Below are 22,488 nucleotides of genomic sequence, written 5' to 3' on the forward strand. Positions count from 1 at the left end.
GATTCGACTGCCGCCATCCTCTTATTCACACCGCAGCAGGACACTGGCGCTAGTTGATGCTATAAGAGCATCTATTGACATCGAATGCCGACAGCCTGCGAAATTGCACCTGTTGTCGCTTTTCGCCAAAAATGTGCCTCCCCGAAACGGTCCAACTCGCGAAGGAATTATGAAGAAGACCCTGATCCTCTACACCGGCGGCACCCTGGGCATGCGGCGCAGCGCGTCCGGCTATATTCCCGACGCGGATCTGGAGACTCTGCTGGCCAAGCTGCTGACCGGTATTCCCGGCCAGTTGCCCGAATACGATTTCCACGCGTTCGACCAACTCCTCGACAGCGCCAACATGCAGCCCGCCGACTGGTATCGCATCGCCGCCTGCATTCGCGACAACTACGACCGCTACGCCGGCTTCGTGGTGCTGCACGGCACCGACACCATGGCCTATACCTCGTCGGCGCTGTCGTTCGCCCTGCAGGGGCTGCACAAGCCGGTGATTGTTACCGGTTCACAGATACCGCTGCGGGAAATGCGCAGCGATGCCCACAACAACCTGATCGCCGCCCTGTTGCTGAGTACCGACGAGACACTGGCGGAAGTGTGCCTGTATTTCAACGGCAAACTGCTGCGCGGCAATCGCGCCACCAAGGTCAGCTCCGGCTCGCTCGACGCCTTCGCCACCCCGAACTACCCCCTGCTGGGTGAAGTCGGCATCCAAGTGGACATCGACCGCTCTGCCCTGCTCGCGCCGGCGCTGCGTCGGGATTTTCAAATTCCCGAATTTGCCGACGGCGGAGTCGTGGTACTGAAACTCTTCCCGGGTATATCGCCCTTCTTTTTAAGCAAGGTGCTGGAATACTCGCCGCGGGGCCTGGTACTGGAAACCTACGGCACCGGCAATGCGCCGACGGAAGACAAATCGTTCACCGGCTGGCTGGAAAAAGCCACCGCGCGCGGCACCGTATGTGTCGCCGTGTCCCAGTGTCTGGAAAACCGTGTTGACCTCGGCAAGTACGCGGCGGGCTCGGCCCTTCTGCGGGCCGGTGTGATCGGCGGCCTCGATATGACTACCGAAGCCGCCTATTCCAAACTGAACCACCTGCTCGCCATGGATCTGCCGGAACAGGAAGTGCGGGAACTGATGCAGACTTCGCTGTGCGGTGAATGCACACTGCTTCACTGATCACCACAGTTAATTGACTGACACGACGATTCTGCACAAACGAATGCATCCATGAGCAAGGACTTCTCGCAAAACCTGCGCTTACTCTGCAGCTTCTACCGCTCCATCGCGGAGGTATGCCGACGCATGGGCGTAAACCGGGCGCAGTTCAACAAGTACCTGAGCGGAGACACCCAGCCGTCTCGCTATACCCTGACGAAAATCTGCGATTTCTTCGGCGTGGAAGCCCATGAGATCCTGATGCCCCACGAGCAGTTCGCCCAGATCGTCCGCGTCCGCACCGCGCCGGGTACTGCAGCGGCACAACCACAGCCTTACAGCGCCGATATCGAAAGACTGATGCGTGAATCGAGGGGACACGCCGACAAGTATCTCGGTTACTACTTTGAATACCACTACTCGATGACCTTCCAGGATCACATCATCCGCAGCCTGCTGCGCATCGAGTCAGATGGCGACGGATATTATTTCCAGCGCTTCGAGCGCATGCGCTACCCGAACCGGGAGGAGTGGTACAAGTCCCGCTACAAGGGCATGCTGTTTTTTCTCTCCGAGCGTATTTTCCTGATCGGCTACGAGGCGCTGACCCGCAACGAGATAGCCCAGACGATCCTCTATCCAACTTACAAGAGCCGCGTGAGCTATCTGTCCGGCCTGAAGCTCGGTGTCTCCGCCAGCGATCGCCGCGACCCCGTCTGTACCAAGGTGGTGCTGGAGTCCCTCGGGCGGAATATCAGTATCCGCAGCGCGCTCAAACTGTGCGGGGTTTTCGGGCCGGATTCGGGAGAGATCAACCGCAATATCCGCGAGAGCATCCGCGCTACCGCCAGCGAGGGGCCGCAGAGCTTTTTCGCCACACCACTTTAACATTTGCGCCCAACGGGATTTACCCGTGACCAGAGCGCCACTAGTATCGCCAACAATACCCCACAAACACCGGGCGAGGCCCAACAGGAAGCTGCATGACCAATGAATTCCACACCCTGAGACCCATGCCGTTATTTACCGCCGGAACGGCGGTGCGACTGGAGCACGATCTCCTGGGCGACCGCGAGGTACCCGCAGATGCCTATTTCGGTATCCAGACGCTGCGCGCGCTGGAAAATTTCCAGATTACCGGCATTACCCTGAATCACTTCCCGAACCTGGTAAAAGCGCTGGCCATGGTCAAGAAGGCCGCCGCCAGTGCCAACAGCCAACTGGGCTACCTGCCGGAAGAAGTCGCCAGTGCCGTTGGCAAGGCCTGCGATGAAATCATTGCCGGCGAGCTGCACGACCACTTCCTCGTGGACATGATCCAGGGCGGAGCCGGCACCTCCACGAACATGAATGCCAACGAGGTGATCGCCAACCGGGCACTGGAGCTGCTCGGCCACAGCAAGGGGGAATACAAAAAGGTCCACCCGAACAACCACGTGAACCTGTCGCAGTCCACCAATGACGTCTACCCGACATCGATCAACCTGGCGATCCTGCTCAGTTACAGTGACCTGGTGCACTCGATGGAGCAGCTGTGCCTGGAGTTCGACAGGAAGGCTGACGAGTTCACCAGCGTGATCAAGATGGGGCGCACCCAGCTGCAGGATGCGGTACCCATGACCCTGGGGCAGGAATTTGCCGCCTTTGCCGCCACCGTGCGCGAGGACGTGGCCAGGGTTAAGGAGCTGGTGGTGCTGTTCAAGGAGATCAATATGGGCGGCACCGCGATCGGCACCGGTATCAATACCGATCCGGCCTACCGCCAGCTGGTCGTGGATGCCCTGTCGGAAATCTCCGGCATTGATTTTATCTGCGCGGAGAACCTCGTCGAGGCCACGTCCGATATGGGCGCCTTCGTGATGTTTTCCGGCGTTATGAAACGCATCGCCGTGAAGATTTCCAAGATCTGCAGCGATCTGCGTCTGCTCTCCAGCGGCCCCCGCGCCGGCTTCAACGAAATCAATCTGCCACCGATGCAGCCCGGTTCGTCAATCATGCCCGGCAAGGTGAACCCGGTGATCCCCGAAGTGGTGAACCAGGTGGCCTACCAGGTGATCGGCAACGACCTGACCATCACCCTGGCGGCGGAGTCCGGACAACTGCAGCTGAACGTGATGGAGCCGGTGATCGCCTTCAACCTGCTGCAATCCATGCGCCTGATGACCCAGGCCATGCACACGCTGGCCAACCGCTGCGTCAACGGGATCACCGCCAACGTGGACCACTGCCGCCAAATGGTGGAAAACAGTATCGGCGTAATTACCGCGGTGAGCCCGTTTATCGGCTATGAAAATGCCACCCGTATCGCCAAGCAGGCGCTGGTGAGCGGTTGCAGTGTCAAAGACCTGGTATTACAGGAAGGGCTGCTGAGCGAGGAGGAGCTGAGTGATATTCTCCGACCGGAGAACATGACCCAGCCGCGCAAGGTGGATATCAAAGTCCGGGCCTGAGGCGCCCGGGAAAGGAACATGTTATCGCCGGCAGCGACTGCTGCCGGCCGATTTCTAAATTAAAGGCCCAATGCCTTGACCATGGTTTCCGGCGGCAGATAGCCGGGCACCACGCTGCCATCCTGCATTACGATCGTGGGCGTACCGCGCACGTCGATCACATCGTTGCCCAAATTGTACTGCGCCGCGACCGGATTGTTCTTACAAACCTTCAGCGGCACATTCTCGCGGTTTTTCAGCGCCGTCAGGGTCTTGTTGCGATCTTCGGCACACCAGGCCGTGGCGATCTTGCGATAGCCGAGGGAATTCAGGCCCGCGCGCGGGAAGGCCAGGTAGCGCACCTCGATACCGCGCTTGTTCAGCTCCGGCACATCGTTGTGCAGCTTGCGACAGTAGCCGCAGTCCACGTCGGTGAATACGTAGATATGGGCCTTGGTCTCCCCTTTGGGCGAGAAGACGATCATGTCGTCGACGTTCTGCGCATCCATGACCTTGGCACGCTTGGTGGTACGGCGCTCTTCGGAGATGTTTGCCAGACCGCCACCGGCCTTCACCTGGTACAGATCGCCGAAGATAAAGTGGCTGCCGTCAGCCGACACGAACAGCGTATTTGCACCGCCATCCACATCCACTTCGTACAGGCCGCTGATCGGACTCTCCCGCACGTCGCCATAGCTGGCCTTTGGATTGCCGGCCTCGAGGCGCGCCTTGATGGATTTGGCAACCTCCGCATCCACTTCCGCCTGGGCTGCGGGCCCCAACAGGGCGAACAGTGCGCCGACCAGCATCAGCGGCTTGTTAAAAAGAGTCATTCCCGATAGCTCCTTAAATTCTTCGTTGGCTTCGACTTGCACACCGCACTTCGGTTCCAGCCATTATGGCACCTATTGGCGACAATCGTTTCTTACGGCGTGTTTTACAGCATTCGCCACCACGGCGCCACCGGCATCCCTAGAGTGCGGCGATGATATCCCGGGCGAAAGCAGCGATATCGAACTGCTGGCCGCCGGATTCGTCATAACCGCGCCGGACTATCACCAGGTCCAGTGAAGGCACAACGTATACATATTGGCCGCGATGACCAGCCGCCATGAAGCCATCCTGCGGTAGATCGAAGCGCTGACCCAGCAGCCACCACTGGGCGCCGTAGCCCCAGCCGGGCTCGCCGCGACTGTTCAATGCCGGCGGTTGCTGGGGCGCCGGCGTCCGCACGTAATCGACCCAGGACACGGGCAACACCCGGTCCCCCGCCCAGACGCCGTCGTTGAGGTACAGGATGCCGAGACGCGCCAGATCCCGCGCCGTCGTCCAGACCTGCGAAGACATGACAAAGTTGCCCTCCCAGTCGGTTTCGAGCAGCGTATCGCGCATGCCGATACGGTAAATCAGCTTCTCGAACGGGTAGCGCAGGTAATCGGCGTCGCTGTCGAGGCGCGCGCGCAGGCTGCGCACGGCCAGCAGGGTATCGTTGTTGGCATAGCGCCAGCGGCTGCCCGGCAGGGCATCGAGCGGCGCCTCTGTCGCGCGGTCAGTGACTCGGGCACCGCCGGCGTAGATCTGGTCCGTGCGGCTGCCGGAGCGACCGCTATAGAGCCCCGAGGACATATGCAGCAGGTTGGCGAGGGTTATCTGGCGGCGCGGATCCAGGGGGCTCTGCCACTCCGGCACCAGTGCCGGTTCGTCCAGCTCCAGTAACCCCTCGTTGACCGCGACGCCGATGACGGTCGCGGCGATACTCTTGGCCACCGACCAGGTGCGCTGCGCCGTGTGCAGGTCGTAGCCGTCGCGGTAGCGCTCCCCCAGCAACGCGCTGCTGCGGCTCACCACCACCGCGGAGGTCTCGGTGCCGACACCGTAGGTCCTGCCGTCGAATGCCTGCGCGATGATGTCGGCAAGTGCCTGATTTGCGGCAGGCTGGCCTCGGTCGCCGACGGGCCAGGGCTGGTCGGCTGTGCTCGGCGTATCGGGCAGCTTTACACGCGGCAGTTTGGCGGCGGCATTCGCTGCGGCACCGATCGGCAGCTGACTGCAGCCGAGATGGGGCCGCCAGGCACTGATACGCGGCGGCATCTGCTCGCTGTAGCGCACACTCACTATTTTGCGCTGGCGGTCGATCTCGGCTGCGGGCAGCTCCGCCAGAATTTCCCGGTAGCCGGGGTAGATCCGATTCAGCTCGAGGGCGGCGATAGAGGCCGGTGCGCGGCCGGCATTGAAGGTCGCACTGCAGGTAAATGCGGCCTTGTAGCCGGCCACCAGCGCGTGCATGTGTTCCGGCGTCTCCTGGGCTCCGGCCACAGCTGGCAGGCCGGCCGCGAGCGGGAGAGCGGCGACCATTCTGAAAAGGTGGTGGGATATCCGCTTCATGCCGTGAATCCTGTTGTTATCTTTCGTTGATTTCACTCGGGTGCCCGGACACCTCAACCCCGCGGGTGGTGATCGCGGTGCAGCGCCTGCAGGCGCGCCTTGGCCACCTGCGTGTAGATCTGGGTCGTCGACAGGTCCGAGTGGCCAAGCAGCAGCTGCACCACGCGCAGGTCGGCGCCGTGATTGAGCAGGTGCGTCGCGAACGCGTGGCGCAGGGTGTGCGGCGACAGCGGCTTTTCGATTCCGGCCACCTTGGCCCAGTGCTTGATCCGGTACCAGAAGGTCTGGCGGGTCATCGGCCGGCCGGCGCGCCCCGGGAAACAGGTATCGCTGTGGCCGGCTGGCAACAGCTGCGGCCTGGTCGAGCCCAGGTAGCGCAGCATCCACTCCTGTGCCGCCTCCCCCATGGGTACCAGCCGCTCTTTGCTGCCTTTGCCGAATACCCGCACCACCCCTTGGCGCAGGTTGACCTGCGACACAGTCAGCTCCACCAACTCGGTCACGCGCAAGCCGCAGGCGTAGAGCAATTCCAGCATGGTGCGATCCCGCATACCGATCGCCGTCTCGGTATCCGGCGCCTCCAGCAGCGCTTCCACATCGGCCTCGGACAGAGATTTGGGCAACGGCTTGGGCAACTTCGGGTTCTCGATCAGCGCGACCGGATCTTCCTGCATCAACCCCTGGCGCAGGCAATAGCGATAAAAGCTGCGCAGTGCGGCGAGGGCGCGGGCTGTGGAGCGGGCGGAACTGCCGCTCTTATGCTTGCTGGCGAGGTACTGCTGGACCTGCACGCGGCCGACAGACAGCAGGCCAGTGCCACATTGCCCTGCACAAAACGCCGTGAAGGCACGCAGGTCGCGTCCGTACGCGGCGCGGGTGTGCTCGCTGGCACCGCGCTCGGCCCAGAGCATGTCCAGCCAGCGGTTGATCAGCGGTTCCTGTTCGGCAATGGTGTCCATGGGCGCATTAAACCACAGGCAAAAAAAAAGCCGGAGCATCTCTGCTCCGGCTTTTTGTACTCGATCAAAGAAAAACTTAGTTGAGCTTCTCTTTAATACGGGCAGCTTTACCAGTCAGGCTGCGCAGGTAGTACAGCTTGGCCTGACGCACGTCACCGCGACGCTTGACAGAGATGCTGTCAACCAGCGGGCTGTGAGTCTGGAAGGTACGCTCTACGCCAACGCCGTGGGAAATCTTGCGCACGGTGAACGAAGAGTTCAGACCGCGGTTGCGCTTGCCGATTACCACGCCTTCGAAAGCCTGCAGACGCTCGCGGTTACCTTCTTTAACCTTAACCTGGACAACAACGGTGTCGCCCGGGGCAAAGGCCGGAACTTCGCTCTTCAGCTGTTCCTGTTCCAGCTGCTGAATGATTTTGTTAGTCATTTGGAATACTCCCAAATACAAATTGTGTAGCTTCTCAGCTAGTTCACCGAACTACTTGCGCCTCCCGGCGAATCCGGCATTACGGGCACCGCTAAAATCTACTGTGCGGGCACCTGGTGGCATCCGCTCGCTACGATTTTTACAGCACCCCTCAAGTTTCTTCGGATTTCCGCTCCTGCCGGATTTCCTCCAGCAGCAGCTTCTGCTCCTTATCCAGCTCCAACCCCTGCAAAAGATCGGGGCGGCGCTGCTGTGTGCGCGCCAGTGCCTGCTTCAGGCGCCAGCGGCGAATTCTCTCGTGGTTACCGGACAGCAATACTTCCGGCACCAGCCTGCCGCGGTATTCTTCCGGGCGGGTGTAGTGGGGACAGTCCAGCAACCCCTGGGCGAAGGAGTCCTCCACCGCCGACTGATCGTGCCCCAGAGCTCCGGGAATCAGTCGGGTAATGGCATCCACCATCACCATTGCGGCCAGCTCACCACCACTTAAAACATAGTCGCCGATCGACCACTCTTCGTCGATCAGCATCTCGACGATGCGCTCGTCGATACCTTCGTAGCGCCCCGCCAGCAACACCAGGTTGCCCGCTTCGGCGAGCGCCTCAACACCGCCCTGATCCAACTGCCGCCCCTGGGGTGACAGGTAGATACTGCGTGCGGTTGCATCGCCCTCTTCCGCCCAGGCACGGGCTGCGCTCAGCGCCTGGTACAGCGGTTCCGCCAGCATCACCATGCCCGGGCCACCCCCGTAGGGGCGATCGTCCACAGTACGGTGGCGGTCACTGGTGAAATCCCGCGGGTTCCAGCAGCGCACTTCCAGCAAACCGTCTTTGACGGCTCGCCCGCTGATACCGTAATCGGTCAGCGCGGCAAACATCTCCGGAAAAATGCTGACCAGGGCAACACGCTTTGCGGCCACCACTAAAATTCCGGATCCCAGTCGACGGTGATGACACCGGCATCCAGGTCGATATCGGTGATGAATTCGCCGGGCAGATAGGGGATCAGACGCTCGCGCCCGTCCTTGCCCCCGCGCACCACCATCACATCGTTGGCACCGGTTTCCATCATGCGGACTACGGTACCTAATTCGTGCTCAGCGCCACCGAAGTGGCTGATCACGCGCAAGCCTTCAAGCTGGTGCCAGTAGAACTCGCCTTCGTCGAGCGTCGGCATCAGCTCCCGGCGCACGGCGATATCCCGCTGACAGAAGCCCGCCGCCAGATCCCGGTCATCGATGCCCTTGATATGGACGATCAGACCCTTGCCGTGGCGCTTGCCTGCGTCGATCTGCAACGGCTCCCAACCGTTCGGCTTCTGCAGCCACCAATCTGGGAACTGCAGGATATTGTCCATCGGCTCGGTATAGGATTGAACCTTGACCCAGCCGCGAACGCCGTAAACCGAGGTTATACGCCCGACCGTGACCAATTCATCGGATTTGGATCCGCTGCTATCAAGGTCTAGGGCCACAGGCGCACCACCAACAGGCTTAAATTAAGCGGATTCTTTCAGCAGCTTGCTGACGCGATCGGAAACCTGCGCACCCTGGCCTACCCAGTACTCAACGCGCTCGCGGTCAACACGCAGACGCTCTTCCTGGCCGCGGGCAACCGGGTTGAAGAAGCCAACGCGCTCGATGAAGCGACCGTCGCGGGATTTGCGGCTGTCAGTAACAGTCAGGTGATAAAACGGGCGCTTCTTAGCACCGCCACGAGCCAAACGAATGGTTACCATGTAGCTTTCCTGTAGGTTCAACACTGGGCGGCCTTACAAAGGACCGCCTACAACAACTATGCCGGTAGCTCACCCGGCTGAAAGGCGGCGTATTCTAATGTACCGCCCAGGGTTTGTATAGCGCTTAATCCGCCCGCCAGATTGGGGGGATCAGGCTCACTATTTCTTCTTGATACCGGGGGGCAGGCCGCCGGGCAAACCGCCCATACCACCCAGGCCTCCCATGCCGCCACCGCCCATGCCGGGCATGCCGCCCATACCGCGCATCATCTTGCTCATGCCGCCGCCTTTGAGCTTCTTCATCATCTTGCCCATCTGCTTGTGCTGTTTGAGCAAGCGGTTGAGGTCCTGCACCTGGGTGCCGGAGCCCGCGGTGATGCGGCGCTTGCGCGAGCCATTGAGGATATCCGGGTTGCGGCGCTCGGCCGGCGTCATGGAGCCGATAATGGCGTCCATGCGTTTGAATTCCTTGCCCATATCCGCCTGCTGCGCCGCCTGGGCGAGACCGCCCATGCCCGGCATTTTCTCCAGCAGGGAGCCGAAGCCGCCCATGTTCTGCATCTGCTGCAGCTGGTCGCGCAGGTCTTCCAGATCGAAGCCCTTGCCCTTCTGCACCTTCTTGACCAGCTTCTCAGCCTTGGCCTTGTCGATCTTCTGCTCCGCCTCCTCGATCAGCGACAGGATGTCGCCCATACCGAGAATGCGCGAAGCGATACGATCGGGGTGGAAAGTCTCCAGCGCGTCGGTTTTCTCGCCGACGCCGATGAATTTGATCGGCTTGCCGGTCACATGGCGCACGGACAGCGCCGCACCGCCGCGCGCATCGCCGTCCGCCTTCGTCAGGATCACGCCGGTCAGCGGCAGCGCATCATTGAAGGCACTGGCAGTGTTGACCGCGTCCTGGCCGATCATCGCATCGATCACGAACAGGGTTTCCGCCGGCTTCAGTTCGCCGTGCAGATCGCGGATCTCATCCATCAACTGCTCGTCGATATGCAGGCGACCGGCGGTATCGACGATCAGTACATCGGCGAACTGCTTGCGCGCTGCGTCCATCGCGCCCTTGGCGATATCCAGGGGCTTCTGCTCCGGGCTGGACGGATAGAAGAGTGCGTCCACCTCGCCGGCGAGTGTTTCCAGCTGCTTGATGGCCGCGGGGCGGTAGACGTCCGCACTGACGACCATGACCTTCTTCTTCTCGCGCGTCTGCAGATATTTGGCCAGTTTGGCCACGCTGGTGGTCTTACCCGCGCCCTGCAGGCCCGCCATCAGGATAACTGCCGGCGGCTGTACCGCCAGGTTCAGCGGCTGCGCCGCCTCCCCCATCACCTTGACCAGCTCGTCCTGTACGATCTTGACGAACTGCTGGCCCGGGTTCAGCGCCTTGCTGACCTTCTGGCCCACCGCCGCGGTGCGCACCTGCTGAACAAAGGCCTTCACCACCGGCAGGGCCACATCCGCCTCCAGCAACGCCTTGCGCACTTCGCGCAGGGTATCGCGGATGTTGTCATCCGTCAGGCGCGCTTTACCGGTGACTTTCTTTAACGCGGCCGATAAGCGGTCGCTCAGGTTATCGAACATATATACGTCTCGATCTCTCTGTTTGCGGACAACTGGTCATTACAGGGGCCCGCTCAATTTGTAGCAGCCGATTACGGCTCCTTTCTCCGAGGCGCGGCAGTATAGCTCAGGACTGATCACAGCCGAAATATCACCAGAGCTTTCCTGCATCGGCGCGCTGTGACACACTGCCGCCCTATCGTAACGGAGACACGGATTTATCGATGGCGACATTCGCCCACTGGACGGCAATCGCGCTCTACCTGGCCACCACCGCCGTGGCCGCCCTGACCTTCGCCCGCAAACGCCAGCCCAACAATGTGCTGCTACTGGGCCTGCTCGGTGGCGCACTGCTCGCCCATGCCATTTCCCTGGCCCACACCCTGGTTGCACCGGCGGGCTACCGTTTCGACCTGCTTGCAATGCTGTCTCTGATCGCCTGGGTGGTGAACCTCCTACTATTGATTCTGGCCGCCCGCCGCCCTCTCACACTGCTGATCCTGATCCTGGCGCCCCTGGGCGCCCTCACCGAGCTTGCGGCCGTGCACGCCTGGAGCGGGACACCACCGCACGAACAGCTCTCCGCGGGTGTCGCCGTGCACGCATTGCTGTCGATCACTGCCTATTCGATGCTGGCCCTCGCCACGCTGCAGGCTATCTACCTCTACTACCTGAACCAGCAGTTACACAATCACCGGCCCGGCGGCATCAGCCGCTTTCTGCCGCCCTTACAGAGCATGGAGTCGCTACTGTTCGGCCTGATCGCCTTCGGCCAGCTGCTGCTTACCGCGTCGCTGCTGACCGGATTCCTGTTCGTAGACAATCTGTTTGACCAGCACCTGGTGCACAAGAGCACACTGTCACTGATTGCGTGGGTGCTATACAGCATACTACTGTGGGGACACTGGAAGCTGGGCTGGCGCGGCAATACCGCAGTGCGCTGGACCCTTGTCGCCTTCGCCACGCTGATGCTGGCCTATTTCGGCAGCAAACTGGTCCTGGAAGTCATTCTGCAGCGCGGTTGAGACATTTGTCCGCCGCGACCGCGGGTAAACTTGCGGCGGCGGGAATTCTGTTTCAATATCCCCGCTTCGAAATAAAAAGAGTTCTCCCTTGAACGAGATACCGCTCGGCCTGCTGTTCAGCCTGCTGGCTCTGCTAATTGTCATTTCCGCCTTCTTCTCCAGCTCCGAAACCAGCATGATGGCGCTGAACCGCTATCGCCTGCGCCATCAGGCCAAGAGCGGTCACCGCGGCGCCCGGAGAGCGATGGAGCTGCTGTCGCGGCCGGACAAGCTGATCGGCGTAATTCTGATCGGCAACAACCTGGTCAATATCCTCGCCTCGGTCATCGCAGGTGTCGTGTTCACCCAGCTGTACGGTGACGCCGGTGTCTTCTATGCCACCGCGGTGCTGACCGTTGTGATCCTGATCTTCGCCGAGGTCACACCCAAGACGATCGCCGCCCTGCACCCGGAAAAAGTCGCCTTTCCCGCCTCGCTGGTGCTGCGCCCGCTGCTGTGGCTGCTGGCTCCGGTAGTGTGGCTGGTAAGCAGCATTTCTAACGGCCTGGCGCGCTTGGTCGGCGTAGAAGCCACTGCCGGCGCCGAGGCCGAACACCTGGCCCCGGAGGAACTGCGGACTGTCGTGTTCGAGTCCGGCGCCCTGCTGCCGAGCAAGCACAAGGGCATGCTGTTGAACGTGCTGGACCTCGATCAGGCCACGGTGGAAGACATCATGATCCCGCGCAACGAGGTGGTGGGCATCGACCTGGAACATAGCGGCGACAAGATTCTGCGGCAACTGGCGGAGAGCAGCTACACCCGCCTGCCGGTATTCAAGGGCGATATCAACCAGGTAGTCGGCATACTGCATTTGCGCCGCGCGGCGCAGATACTCCGCGATGGCCCTGACGAGTTCAGCGCGGAGCGCCTCAAGTCCTACACCGACGAACCCTACTTCGTGCCCGAAGCAACTCCCCTGCCCACGCTGCTGATGAACTTCCAGAAGAAGAAACGTCGCATGGGACTGGTTGTGGACGAGTACGGTGAGGTGATGGGTATCGTGACCCTGGAAGACCTGCTGGAGGAGATTGTCGGTGACTTCACGGCCAGCCCGGTACCCAGCGAAGACGAGGAAATCGTCGCCGCCGGTGACGGCTGGTATCTGATCGAGGGCGGCACCTCGATACGCGACATCAACCGCACCCTGCACTGGGAACTGCCCACGGATGGCCCCAAGACCTTCAACGGTCTGGCGATGGAGCATCTGGAGAGCATTCCGGACGGCAATATCAGCTTCTACATCCTGAATTACCTGGTGGAAATCGAGGAAGTCTCGGACAAGATGATCACCAGGGCGCGGGTCAAGAAAATGAACTCGGGCAACCGATCTTAAGCGCGCCCCGCCCTTCAGACCAGACGCGAATCCCGATCACGCAATACCCATCGACAACTGCTTCACCGGCGCAAAGCCCTGCCGGTGAATCGGGCCGGGGCCGAGCTGCCCCGGCGCCTGCAGCTGTGCCTTGGCCGTTTTGGGGCGGCCTGACGTACTTCTACCCTCTTGGCGCGAAAGCAGTTAAAATCACATCCGTGCGGCCGGTGGTCGCCATCCCTCCTGAAGACACTGCAGCCTGAGATTCCCTCAGGCATCAAAAGCCAGGCAAGCCTTAAACATAACTTTTAGCTTAAAACGCTAGAAATAGTGGTGATTGCTATGTCTGAAAAAGTAGACGTTTCCCAATTTGATACCGCCCAGATCGTGGCCGATGACAAACGCCATTTCCATCACCCCTTCCAGCTGATCGATCTGATGCGCGAAGAGGGCGAGGGTGCCCTGCCCTTCTTCAAGGCCGATGGTTGCTACCTGTGGGATACCAACGGCAACAAATACTTCGACGCCGTGGGCGGTATGTGGTGTACCAATGTGGGGGCCAGCCGCGAAGAAATCGCCAGGGTAATGTACGAAGAAACCATCAAGGCCAGCTACATCAACCCCTTCGTGGATATGACCCACCCCAGCGGTGTGACCCTGGCGAAGAAACTGGCTGAGCTGACTCCCGGCGACCTCAACCACACCCTGTTCACTGTGAGTGGCTCTACCGCCACCGACGACGCCTACCGCCTGGCGGTTGCCTATCACCGCTGTCGCGGTAACTTTAACAAGACTCAGGTGTTATCCCGCAACAAGGCCTTCCACGGCTCCACCTTCCTGACCCAGAGTTTCTGCGGCAAGGCCAACGAGAAGCCCGAATACTTCAACTTCCTCAGCGACATGGTGCACTTTGTCTCTGCCCCCAATAGCTACCGCGAAGGTGCCGGCAAGACACCGGAAGAATTCAAGACTGAATTGCTGCAAGAATTTGAAGACAAGATTCTGGAAGTGGGACCAGACAATATTGCCTGCCACTACGCCGAGCCCGTATACGGAGGTGGCGGATGCTTTGTGCCCCCCGTGGGCTACCACAAAGGCATTATCGACATCTGCCACAAGTACGACATTCTCTACATCTCTGACGAAGTGGTGACGGCCTTCGGTCGTCTCGGTCACTTCTTCGCCTCCGAAGATCGCTTTGGCATCGTGCCTGACATAATTACCGTGGCCAAGGGTCTGACTTCCGGCTACATCCCCATGGGTGCCTGTATCTTCTCCGATCGCATCTATGATGCTCTGGCCAGCGAAGAAGGTCGCTTCACCATCGTCGGTTCCACCTACACGGCTCACCCGGTAGCAGCGGCGGTAGCCCTGAAGAATATCGAGATCATCGAGCGTGAAAACCTGCTGGAACACGTGCGTGAAATCGGTCCCTACTTCCAGGAACAACTGAACACCCTGAAGGATCTGGACATCGTCGGCGACGTGCGCGGCTCCCACTTTATGCAGTGTGTGGAGTTCGTGAAGAACAAAGAGACCAAGGAAATCTACCCGGATGAATTCGATATCGGTAAGCGCGTCTCACTGCACGCCGATGCACTGGGTTTGATTGTCCGCCCGCTGATTAACCTCAATATCATGTCACCTGCACTGACCATGACAAAAGAGGAAGTGGACTTCGTCGTATCTGCCCTGCGTAAAGCCATTGAGTTGACACAGGACGACCTGCGGGAAATGGGCGAGCTGTAAGTATTTCTAGCTTTGCCCATCGCGAAAAAAGGCGCTTTAAAAAGCGCCTTTTTTACCTGAGGTATCTTATTTTAGAGGAGCTCAATCGACAGCTGCTTCACCGGCGCAAAGCTCTGTCGGTGAATGCGGCTGGGGCCGAGCTGCTCCAGAGCCTGTAGATGCGCCTTGGTCGGGTAGCCCTTGTGCCCGGCCAGTCCATAGCCCGGATACTGTTGATCCAGGGCCACCATTTCCCGATCGCGAGTAACCTTGGCCAGGATCGACGCAGCGGCAATCGCAGCCACCCGGCCGTCGCCCTTCACTACCGTATCGCAGGGGTAGCGCCAATCCGGTTTTTTATTGCCGTCCACCAACACAAACTCCGGCTGAATAGGCAGCTGCTCTACCGCGCGGCGCATCGCCAGTAGGCTGGCATGCAGAATATTCAGCTGATCGATCTCCGCGACGGTTGCGCGTGCGACGGCGAAGCTGAGCGCACGCTCGCGAATCTGATCAAATAGCAGCTCTCGCTTTTTTTCGCTCAGCTTCTTGGAGTCTGCCAGCCCCTCAATCGGCCGCGCGGGGTCGAGAATCACCGCGGCGGCGACGACATCGCCGGCCAGGGGCCCACGGCCCACCTCATCAACACCAGCCAACAGCTCCCCTTGGTAAGGGGACACGTAAGGCGGCAAGTCTGTCTTTTTACTCATTGGTGTTCAATCAATTTACAAACCGCATCGGCAGCGCGCTCAGATGCATTGCGGCGCAGCTGTTGATGCATATCATCGAATTCACGCTGCAGCCGATCACTCAACAGTGGGTCATCAAAAAACTGCAGCAGCGCGGCGCCGAGATTTTCCGGAGTCGCATCGTCCTGCAGGATTTCCGGCACCAGCTCCCGCTGCGCCAGCAAATTGGGCAGCGATACCCAGGGCGTGTGCAGCATGCGGGAAAAAATGGCATAGGAGAGCGTCGCCATCTTGTAGGCCACAACCATCGGCTTTTTCAGCAGCATGGTCTCTAGGGTTGCCGTACCGGAAGCGATAAGCACACTATCGGCGGCGGCTAGCGCCTGATGTGAATTGCCTTCGAGCAATGTTACCGGCAGATCCGCATATCCCTCGAGCTGCGTTTTCAGTTCGGCGAGTCGCTGCTCATTGGCCGCCGGCAACACGAACTTAAGCCCCGGGCGCCGCTGGTGACACCAGCGCGCGGTCTGCAGGAACAGCGGCCCCAGCAACCGCACTTCGCCGCCGCGACTGCCGGGCAACAGCGCAACTACCTGATCGTCCTGCCCGAAGCCCAGCTCGCGGCGCGCCTCGATCGAATCAACCTGTAGCGGGATTTCATCGGCCAGCGGATGGCCGACAAAGGTCACCGGCACATTGTGCTCTCGGTAGAAACTCGCCTCGAACGGTAGCAGCGTCAGCATATGATCCACGGCGCGGGCAATTTTCTTGATCCGCCCGCGGCGCCAGGCCCACACCGACGGGCTGACATAGTGCATCGTCGGAATACCCGCCGCCTTGATTGCGCCTTCGAGGGCGAGATTAAAGTCTGGCGAATCTATGCCAATAAAGAGATCTGGGGGATTGTCGATAAAGTGCTGGCGCAGGGTGCGGCGAATTTTCAACAGTTCCGGCAAGCGCTTGAGCGGCTCCACCAGCCCCATCACCGATAGGCGTTCCATCGGGAACAAAGAGCTGGCCCCGAGGGCCAACATGCGCGGACCGGCGATACCTTCAACCTTCAGCTGCGGAAAACGCTTTTGCAATGCAGCGATCAGCCCGGCACCGAGTATATCGCCGGAGGCTTCGCCAGCAACCACACCAATCCGCAATGGCTTATCGTTAACTGTCACTCCGCGAAACTCTCTCTTGCACTAACGGTTTTTGACCGCGCCCAATCGCTACGGCCGGCGCTGATCGCCTGCCGCAGCCTCTGTCAGCAGTCCAACAGGCCAATTAGACTTTTCTGGTCAGCGGACGATGCCGCGGGTGGAGGATTTCAGGGAATCGATCCAGGGCTGCACCACCGCCGACTGATTGCGCAGCTCTGTCAGCGCTTCCAATGCCTCCTGCATGGTGAGGCCGCGGCGATAGACAATCTTGTAGGCCTTGTTGATCAGCGCGATTTCATCACGGGAAAATCCGCGGCGGCGCAACCCCTCGGCGTTGATGGTTTTGGCTTCGGCTGGATTGCCGGCGACCATCACGTAGGCGGGTACATCTTTGCCAATGGCGGCCCCCATACCGGTAAAGGCGTGTTCACCGATAGTACAGTGCTGGTGCACCAGGCTGAAACCGCTGAGGATCGCCCAGTCCCGCACGATCACATGGCCGGCAAGGGCGACATTGTTAACGAGGATGGTGTTATTGCAGATGACACTGTCATGCCCTACGTGTGCGTAGGCCATGATCAGATTGTCATTCCCGATGGTGGTCTCCCCGCGGTCCTGAACGGTGCCGCGGTGGATGGTGACGCCCTCGCGAATCACATTGTTGTCACCGACCACCAAGGTGGTGTCCTCACCCTGGTATTTTTTATCCGGGGTATCCTGACCGACGGAAGCAAACTGGTAGATGCGGTTGTTTTTGCCCAGAGTGGTGGGGCCGCTCAGGACCACGTGAGAGGCGATCTCACAGCCGTCGCCGATTTCGACTCCCGCCCCCACGACAGTGTAGGGACCGATACTCACCCCGGAACCTATCGTTGCCGAATCGTCGACAATGGCGGTGGGGTGGATATTCGTCTGCATTCTGCGCCCTACTCCTCGGATACCGGAAAATGCGGTTACTTTAAACGCGAATCGAAAATAAAGGAACCGAATTGGTCACAGTGCTGCCGCAGCAGTTTTCCAGCCGGCGACAGCGGCCCTCGATCAAACCTGTTTCACCGCACAGAGTACATCGGCGGAAGTAGCCAGTTCACCGTTGACACTCGCCTTGCAGGAGAACTTCCAGATACCGCGGCGCTCCGATACGACCTCTGACTCCAGATCCAGCCGGTCTCCCGGGATGACCTGGCGCTTGAAACGCACGTTATCGATACCGCCGAACAGGTACAGGAAACCATCCTCGGGCTTTTGACCGAGAGTCTTAAAGCCGAGAATCCCCGAAACCTGCGCCAGGGCTTCCACAATCATGACACCGGGAAAAATTGGCACCTCTGGGAAGTGGCCATTGAATACTTCCTCGTTAACGGAAATATTCTTATAGCCCTTAATATATTTTCCTTCCTCCAATTCAACCACCCGATCCACCAGCAGAAACGGATAACGGTGCGGCAGATATTGACGAATTTCGCGTACGTCCATCATTCGAAAAGTCCCCAGAAACCACTTCGGGGCGTGAAACGCCCCGAAAACAACAAACCCAATTTGATCGACTCGACGTCGGTTAATCTAATCTTCTGTTCCGTCGCGGTGCGCCAGGCCTTCCAGTTGCTTCTCCAGCTCCTTCAGGCGGCGCGCCATCTGGTCGAGTTGCCCGTAGCGCACGGCATTGCGGCGCCAACTACGGCTGTCGGAGAAAGGCGTGCCACTGGAATAGGATCCGGCGCTTTCGATGGACTTGGTCACCAGTGTCCTTGCGGTGATATGGCTGCCATCCGCTACGGTGACATGCCCCACCACACCGACACCACCGGCCAGCGTGCAGTGCTTGCCGATGACGGCGCTACCGGCAACTGCCGAACAGGCAGCCATGGCTGAGTAGTCACCAATTTGCACATTGTGCGCGATTTGCACCTGGTTGTCGATCTTGACCCCGCGACCGATCACGGTATTGCCCAGGGCGCCGCGATCAATACAGGAACATGCGCCGATCTCCACGTCATCGCCGATCTCGACACCGCCGAGCTGGTGAATCTTTGTCCACTGCCGCTGGTAGGGGGCAAAACCGAAGCCGTCGGCGCCAATCACCGCCTGACTGTGGATAGTGCAGTCGCGACCAATAGAACACCCGTGGTAGACAATCGCGCCCGGCTTTAGCCGGGTGCCGGCACCGATTTCACTGCCCTCACCCACCACGCAGTTGGCACCGATATGGACGCCAGCACCGATGCGGACAGATGCCTCAATCACCGCACCCGCGGCGATACTCGCAGACGCGTCTATTTCGGCTGAGGGATCTACGGTCGCCGCAGGGTGAATTCCGGGTGCCGGCTGTGGCGTCGTATCAAAGATTGCAGTGGCGCGGGCAAACGCATGGTAGGGATTGTCGACAACCAACGCCGACACCGGGCATTCATCGGCCAGCTCCGCGCCGATAAGCACACCGGAGGCGCGCGTACTGGCGAGGAAGCGACGATAGTTGGCACTGGCCAGGAAGGACACCTGACCAGAGTTGGCATCTTCCAGGGTATTGAGCCCGGACACCGGCTGCTCAGCATCCGCTCCGGGCGCCAGGCGCAGCTCTGCACCCAGCTGCTCGGCGAGCTGGGCGAGGGTTGGCTGATCTGTCATCTAAGAAGCTGCCGCCTGTTTACTTGTCAGCGTTCATACGCTTGATCAACGCGGCAGTCAGGTCGCTTTCCGGGCTGACGTAGTATGCGGCGCTTGAATCCAGTACCAAGTCGAGCTTTTGCTCTTTGATCATTGCCTCCAGCGCAGCCTTGGCTTTGGGGGCCATGGTTTTCTGGATTTCCTGGCCCACCTGCGCCTCCATTGAACGCAGTTTCTTCACCGCAGTTTCAAAGTCAGAGCGCTTGAAATTCATTTTGCGCTGATGCTCGGCTTTCTGCTCATCAGACCAGGTAACGCCATTCTTCTGCGCATCTTCAGCCATTTTTTGCACTTCGGCACGGATAGACTCGGCGCTGCTTTGCAGCTTGGAGTACTCGGAGCTGGTCTTCAGCGCATTGACTTTGGACTTGGCAGCCTCGGTGCTCATGATGGCAGCCTGCAGGTTCAGCACCGCAACCTTGGTCTGCGCCACAGCGGCGCCCGACAGCATGATTCCAGCGAGCAGAACTGCGATGATTTTTACATTTTTAAGCACGTCGGATTCTCCATTTTGCTTTATTTTTACTTCGCGGCCTTCACACCACCCTAAGCGTGTCTTCCCGGCCGCTCTTAGAAACTGTTACCCAGTGAAAACTGGAACACTTCCACTTCATCGTCATCATTTTTCTCCAGCGCCTTGGCCAGACTGAAAGTCAACGGGCCGAAGCCAGTGATCCAGGTAAGGCCGATGCCTGCAGAAACATTGATGTGATCCAAGTCGACATCGTAGCAGTTGAGCTGCGAAATACCACAACTGCTATCGAACACGTTACCCGCATCGATAAAGAAGGCAGACTGCATCGAACGCTGATCCTTCACGAAAGGAATCGGGAACAGGATTTCCGCACTGCCCTCTACCAGGATATTGCCACCGAACGGATCCGGGTCATTGTCAAAAGCATTAGTGGTCAGCTGTCCGGTATTCGGATCAATCTGATAGCAGGTCTGGGTCAGGGATTCGCCATTGGTAGCACAGCCCAGGGTCTGATAGAACTCCGCCGGCGTCGAGCGCGGACCGAGCGTATTTCGTTCAAAGCCGCGCACCGAACCGAAACCACCACCGTAGAAATTTTCGAAGAACGGCAGCACACTGGTATCGCCATAGCTGTCCCCGTAACCGAGACGGGTGCGCAGGCGCAGCGTGAGATCCTTGGTCAGCGGGCGGAAATACTGGCCGGTATATATAAGCTTGTAGTATTCCAGATCGCCGCCGGGCAGCGCGAATTCCAGCGACAGTCGCTGGGAGGTACCGCGAGTCGCGAGAATACCGCGGTTCAAAGTCGAGCGCGCATAGGAGCCGGTCAGACTGAAGATATTGAAGTTATCGCCATTCTGATCGATAAAGCCGTCGAAATTGGTGTTGAGCAGGCCGACGTCCAGCGGCATGCTCAGATCCAGCGCCTCACCCGCCTCGAGCGCTTCGCTCACCAGGGCGGAATCCGCTGAGGTCACGACAGCATCAATTCCCTCAATGGGTACGGGGCTGGCCTTGATTTCCTGTACGGCAAAGGAGCCGGTTTCAATGGACAGGTTGCTGTAGCCAACATTCAGGCCCACGCGGGAAATTTCCGAGATCGGATAACCGAAGCTCAGGCTAGCGCCATAGGTATCGGTGGTGTAGCTGGCGACGTTGATTTCGGAGTAATCCCGGGCCTGGTAGAAAACACTGAAACCACGGCTCACACCGTCCGGCGTGAAATAGGGATCGGTATAGGAGAAATTGGCTACAGTCTGGTACTTGGAAGTATTGACCGCAAAGCCGACAGACTTACCGGTGCCCAGCCAGTTGTTCTCTTGCACGTTGGCACCGAGCACCAAGCCACTGCCCTGAGCATAACCGACGGTACCGCCGATGGTACCTGAAGGCTGTTCCTCGACGGTGTACTCGACATCGATCTGGTCAGATGTACCCGGCACTTCAGTGGTTTCAACCTCAACCCCCTTGAAGTAGCCGAGGCGCTCCAGGCGCACCTTCGACTGCTCGATACGGGCAGAAGACGCGGAAGCGGACTCCATCTGGCGCATTTCGCGGCGCAGCACCTCGTCTGCAGTACGGGTATTGCCGCGGAAATTGATGCGGCGCACATAGGCGCGCTTGCCCGGATCGATAAAGAAGGTGACCTTCACGGTCTTGTCTTCCTCGTTCGGCTCCGGCATGCCGCTGACTTCGGCAAACGTATAGCCCTCGTTGCCTAGGCGCTTGGTGATGTAATCGGAGGTGGTGGTCATCAGCACCTGGGAAAAGGTCTGCCCCTCGCGTACAAGCAGCAGGCGCTTGATCTCTTCTTCCGGTACCACCGGGTCACCGGCCAGATCCACTTCGCTCACCGTATAGACGTCGCCTTCGGTCACGTTCACGGTAATAAATACGCTTTGCTTGTCCGGGCTCAGTGATACCTGGGTGGAGTCGATCTTGAACTCCAGGTAGCCGCGGTCCAGGTAGTAGGACTCCAGGCGTTCGAGGTCACCAGTCAGTTTTTCACGGGAGTACTTGTCGTCGCTTCGGAGCCAGGACAGCCAGCCGGTAGTCTGCAATTCGAAGATGTCTGCCAGCTCCTCATCGGAGAAGGCCTTGTTGCCGACAATATTGATATGTTTAATCGCGGCGACGGAGCCCTCGTCCACCACCACCTTTAACTCCACCTGGTTGCGCGGCAGCTCTTTGACTTCAGTCTTTACGCTGGCGCCATAGCGGCCCTGGGCAACGTATTGGCGCTGCAGCTCCTGGGCCAGTCCCTCGAGAGTAGCGCGCTTGAAGATCTGCCCTTCGGCCAGGCCGTTTTCCTCCATGCCTTTCAGCAGGTCTTCGGTCTTGATGGCCTTGTTGCCGGTGATCTCGATCTTGGAAATCGCCGGGCGCTCGCGCACAGTAATTACCAGTACGCCATTCTCGCGTCCAATCTGAATATCCTGAAAGTAACCGGTACGGAACAGTGCGCGGGTAGCGCTCTGAATTTCCAGGCTTTCAATCTGGTCGCCCACGCGTACCGGTAGTGCCGCGAATACGGTACCGGCGGAGACCCGCTGCAGCCCTTCCACGCGGATATCGTTGACCACAAACGACTGCGCCACGGCACTAATCGGCAGTGCCAGGCCGAGAGAGGCCGCTTTCAGGAAATCTTTCATCTACTAGTTCCGAGTTTTTATTCGCAATTCCAATGGTGGAAGCTACCCATGTGCTTCCAATAACCCAACGTGCCGTTGAGCCTTCCTATTCGCCA

21 protein-coding genes are annotated in these 22,488 nt (G+C 59.5%); 6 read left to right on the top strand and 15 right to left on the bottom strand.

Features of this window, described 5'->3' with window-relative positions; all coding sequences use genetic code 11:
• The first annotated feature begins 169 nt into the window (after positions 1 to 169).
• The 3 genes from BLW36_RS04840 (at position 170) to aspA (ending at position 3,612) form a co-directional block, all read left to right on the top strand.
• The gene (locus tag BLW36_RS04840; protein WP_091385690.1) at positions 170 to 1,183 is read left to right on the top strand and encodes a type I asparaginase; all 1,014 of its coding nucleotides are present in this window, start codon (positions 170 to 172) and stop codon (positions 1,181 to 1,183) included.
• Between the two features lie 51 nt (positions 1,184 to 1,234).
• Positions 1,235 to 2,050, top strand: a complete 816-nt coding sequence (locus BLW36_RS04845) for a helix-turn-helix transcriptional regulator (RefSeq protein ID WP_091385692.1) — start codon at positions 1,235 to 1,237, stop codon at positions 2,048 to 2,050.
• 95 nt (positions 2,051 to 2,145) lie between these two features.
• Positions 2,146 to 3,612, top strand: a complete 1,467-nt coding sequence (gene aspA / locus BLW36_RS04850; RefSeq protein WP_091385694.1) for an aspartate ammonia-lyase — start codon at positions 2,146 to 2,148, stop codon at positions 3,610 to 3,612.
• A 59-nt stretch (positions 3,613 to 3,671) separates the two neighbouring features.
• Here the strand turns inward: aspA and BLW36_RS04855 are convergent, their stop codons facing one another.
• The 8 genes from BLW36_RS04855 to ffh form a co-directional block, all read right to left on the bottom strand.
• Positions 3,672 to 4,424 carry a DsbC family protein gene (locus BLW36_RS04855; protein WP_091385696.1) on the bottom strand — a complete coding sequence of 251 codons (753 nt, stop codon included), beginning with the start codon at positions 4,422 to 4,424 and terminating at the stop codon, positions 3,672 to 3,674.
• A 139-nt stretch (positions 4,425 to 4,563) separates the two neighbouring features.
• Positions 4,564 to 5,976 (bottom strand): serine hydrolase domain-containing protein, encoded by a 1,413-nt coding sequence (locus BLW36_RS04860; protein WP_211567134.1) that lies wholly within the window; start codon positions 5,974 to 5,976, stop codon positions 4,564 to 4,566.
• Between the two features lie 53 nt (positions 5,977 to 6,029).
• Entirely contained in the window at positions 6,030 to 6,935 is a 906-nt protein-coding gene (gene xerD, locus BLW36_RS04865) for a site-specific tyrosine recombinase XerD (protein ID WP_091386961.1), read from the bottom strand.
• A gap of 76 nt (positions 6,936 to 7,011) precedes the next feature.
• Positions 7,012 to 7,362: a 50S ribosomal protein L19 gene (rplS, locus tag BLW36_RS04870; protein WP_091385700.1), complete on the bottom strand. Its 351-nt coding sequence runs from the start codon at positions 7,360 to 7,362 to the stop codon at positions 7,012 to 7,014.
• A gap of 151 nt (positions 7,363 to 7,513) precedes the next feature.
• Positions 7,514 to 8,281, bottom strand: coding sequence for a tRNA (guanosine(37)-N1)-methyltransferase TrmD (gene trmD / locus BLW36_RS04875; RefSeq protein ID WP_211567136.1), 768 nt, complete (start codon positions 8,279 to 8,281; stop codon positions 7,514 to 7,516).
• Positions 8,282 to 8,283: 2 nt separating this feature from the next.
• On the bottom strand, positions 8,284 to 8,835 hold the full coding sequence (rimM, locus tag BLW36_RS04880) for a ribosome maturation factor RimM (RefSeq protein WP_091385704.1): 552 nt from the start codon (positions 8,833 to 8,835) through the stop codon (positions 8,284 to 8,286).
• Between the two features lie 24 nt (positions 8,836 to 8,859).
• A complete protein-coding gene (gene rpsP / locus BLW36_RS04885; RefSeq protein WP_073271637.1) occupies positions 8,860 to 9,099 on the bottom strand; it encodes a 30S ribosomal protein S16 in 240 nt (79 codons plus the stop codon).
• A 159-nt stretch (positions 9,100 to 9,258) separates the two neighbouring features.
• A complete protein-coding gene (gene ffh, locus BLW36_RS04890) occupies positions 9,259 to 10,680 on the bottom strand; it encodes a signal recognition particle protein (RefSeq protein ID WP_091385706.1) in 1,422 nt (473 codons plus the stop codon).
• A 203-nt stretch (positions 10,681 to 10,883) separates the two neighbouring features.
• Here ffh and BLW36_RS04895 point away from each other — a divergent pair, with 203 nt between their 5' ends.
• From BLW36_RS04895 to BLW36_RS04905, 3 genes are all read left to right on the top strand, one after another.
• A complete protein-coding gene (locus BLW36_RS04895) occupies positions 10,884 to 11,684 on the top strand; it encodes a cytochrome C assembly family protein (protein WP_091385709.1) in 801 nt (266 codons plus the stop codon).
• A gap of 88 nt (positions 11,685 to 11,772) precedes the next feature.
• Positions 11,773 to 13,056 (top strand): HlyC/CorC family transporter, encoded by a 1,284-nt coding sequence (locus BLW36_RS04900; RefSeq protein WP_091385711.1) that lies wholly within the window; start codon positions 11,773 to 11,775, stop codon positions 13,054 to 13,056.
• 321 nt (positions 13,057 to 13,377) lie between these two features.
• Positions 13,378 to 14,784 (top strand): aminotransferase class III-fold pyridoxal phosphate-dependent enzyme, encoded by a 1,407-nt coding sequence (locus BLW36_RS04905; protein ID WP_091385713.1) that lies wholly within the window; start codon positions 13,378 to 13,380, stop codon positions 14,782 to 14,784.
• Positions 14,785 to 14,855: 71 nt separating this feature from the next.
• Here BLW36_RS04905 and rnhB read toward each other — a convergent pair whose 3' ends face one another.
• The 7 genes from rnhB to bamA form a co-directional block, all read right to left on the bottom strand.
• Positions 14,856 to 15,473 carry a ribonuclease HII gene (gene rnhB / locus BLW36_RS04910; protein ID WP_091385716.1) on the bottom strand — a complete coding sequence of 206 codons (618 nt, stop codon included), beginning with the start codon at positions 15,471 to 15,473 and terminating at the stop codon, positions 14,856 to 14,858.
• Positions 15,470 to 16,624 (bottom strand): lipid-A-disaccharide synthase, encoded by a 1,155-nt coding sequence (gene lpxB, locus BLW36_RS04915; protein WP_091385718.1) that lies wholly within the window; start codon positions 16,622 to 16,624, stop codon positions 15,470 to 15,472. Before lpxB ends, rnhB begins: the two co-directional genes overlap by 4 nt.
• Positions 16,625 to 16,741: 117 nt before the next feature.
• Positions 16,742 to 17,521: an acyl-ACP--UDP-N-acetylglucosamine O-acyltransferase gene (gene lpxA / locus BLW36_RS04920; protein ID WP_091385720.1), complete on the bottom strand. Its 780-nt coding sequence runs from the start codon at positions 17,519 to 17,521 to the stop codon at positions 16,742 to 16,744.
• 123 nt (positions 17,522 to 17,644) lie between these two features.
• On the bottom strand, positions 17,645 to 18,082 hold the full coding sequence (gene fabZ / locus BLW36_RS04925; RefSeq protein WP_091385722.1) for a 3-hydroxyacyl-ACP dehydratase FabZ: 438 nt from the start codon (positions 18,080 to 18,082) through the stop codon (positions 17,645 to 17,647).
• 84 nt (positions 18,083 to 18,166) lie between these two features.
• Positions 18,167 to 19,228 carry a UDP-3-O-(3-hydroxymyristoyl)glucosamine N-acyltransferase gene (gene lpxD, locus BLW36_RS04930; protein WP_091385724.1) on the bottom strand — a complete coding sequence of 354 codons (1,062 nt, stop codon included), beginning with the start codon at positions 19,226 to 19,228 and terminating at the stop codon, positions 18,167 to 18,169.
• A gap of 19 nt (positions 19,229 to 19,247) precedes the next feature.
• Positions 19,248 to 19,763 carry an OmpH/Skp family outer membrane protein gene (locus BLW36_RS04935; protein ID WP_091385725.1) on the bottom strand — a complete coding sequence of 172 codons (516 nt, stop codon included), beginning with the start codon at positions 19,761 to 19,763 and terminating at the stop codon, positions 19,248 to 19,250.
• 74 nt (positions 19,764 to 19,837) lie between these two features.
• Entirely contained in the window at positions 19,838 to 22,393 is a 2,556-nt protein-coding gene (gene bamA, locus BLW36_RS04940) for an outer membrane protein assembly factor BamA (RefSeq protein ID WP_091385727.1), read from the bottom strand.
• Positions 22,394 to 22,488: the final 95 nt, after the last annotated feature.

The sequence above is a fragment of the Microbulbifer marinus genome, from assembly GCF_900107725.1.
GTDB lineage: Bacteria > Pseudomonadota > Gammaproteobacteria > Pseudomonadales > Cellvibrionaceae > Microbulbifer > Microbulbifer marinus.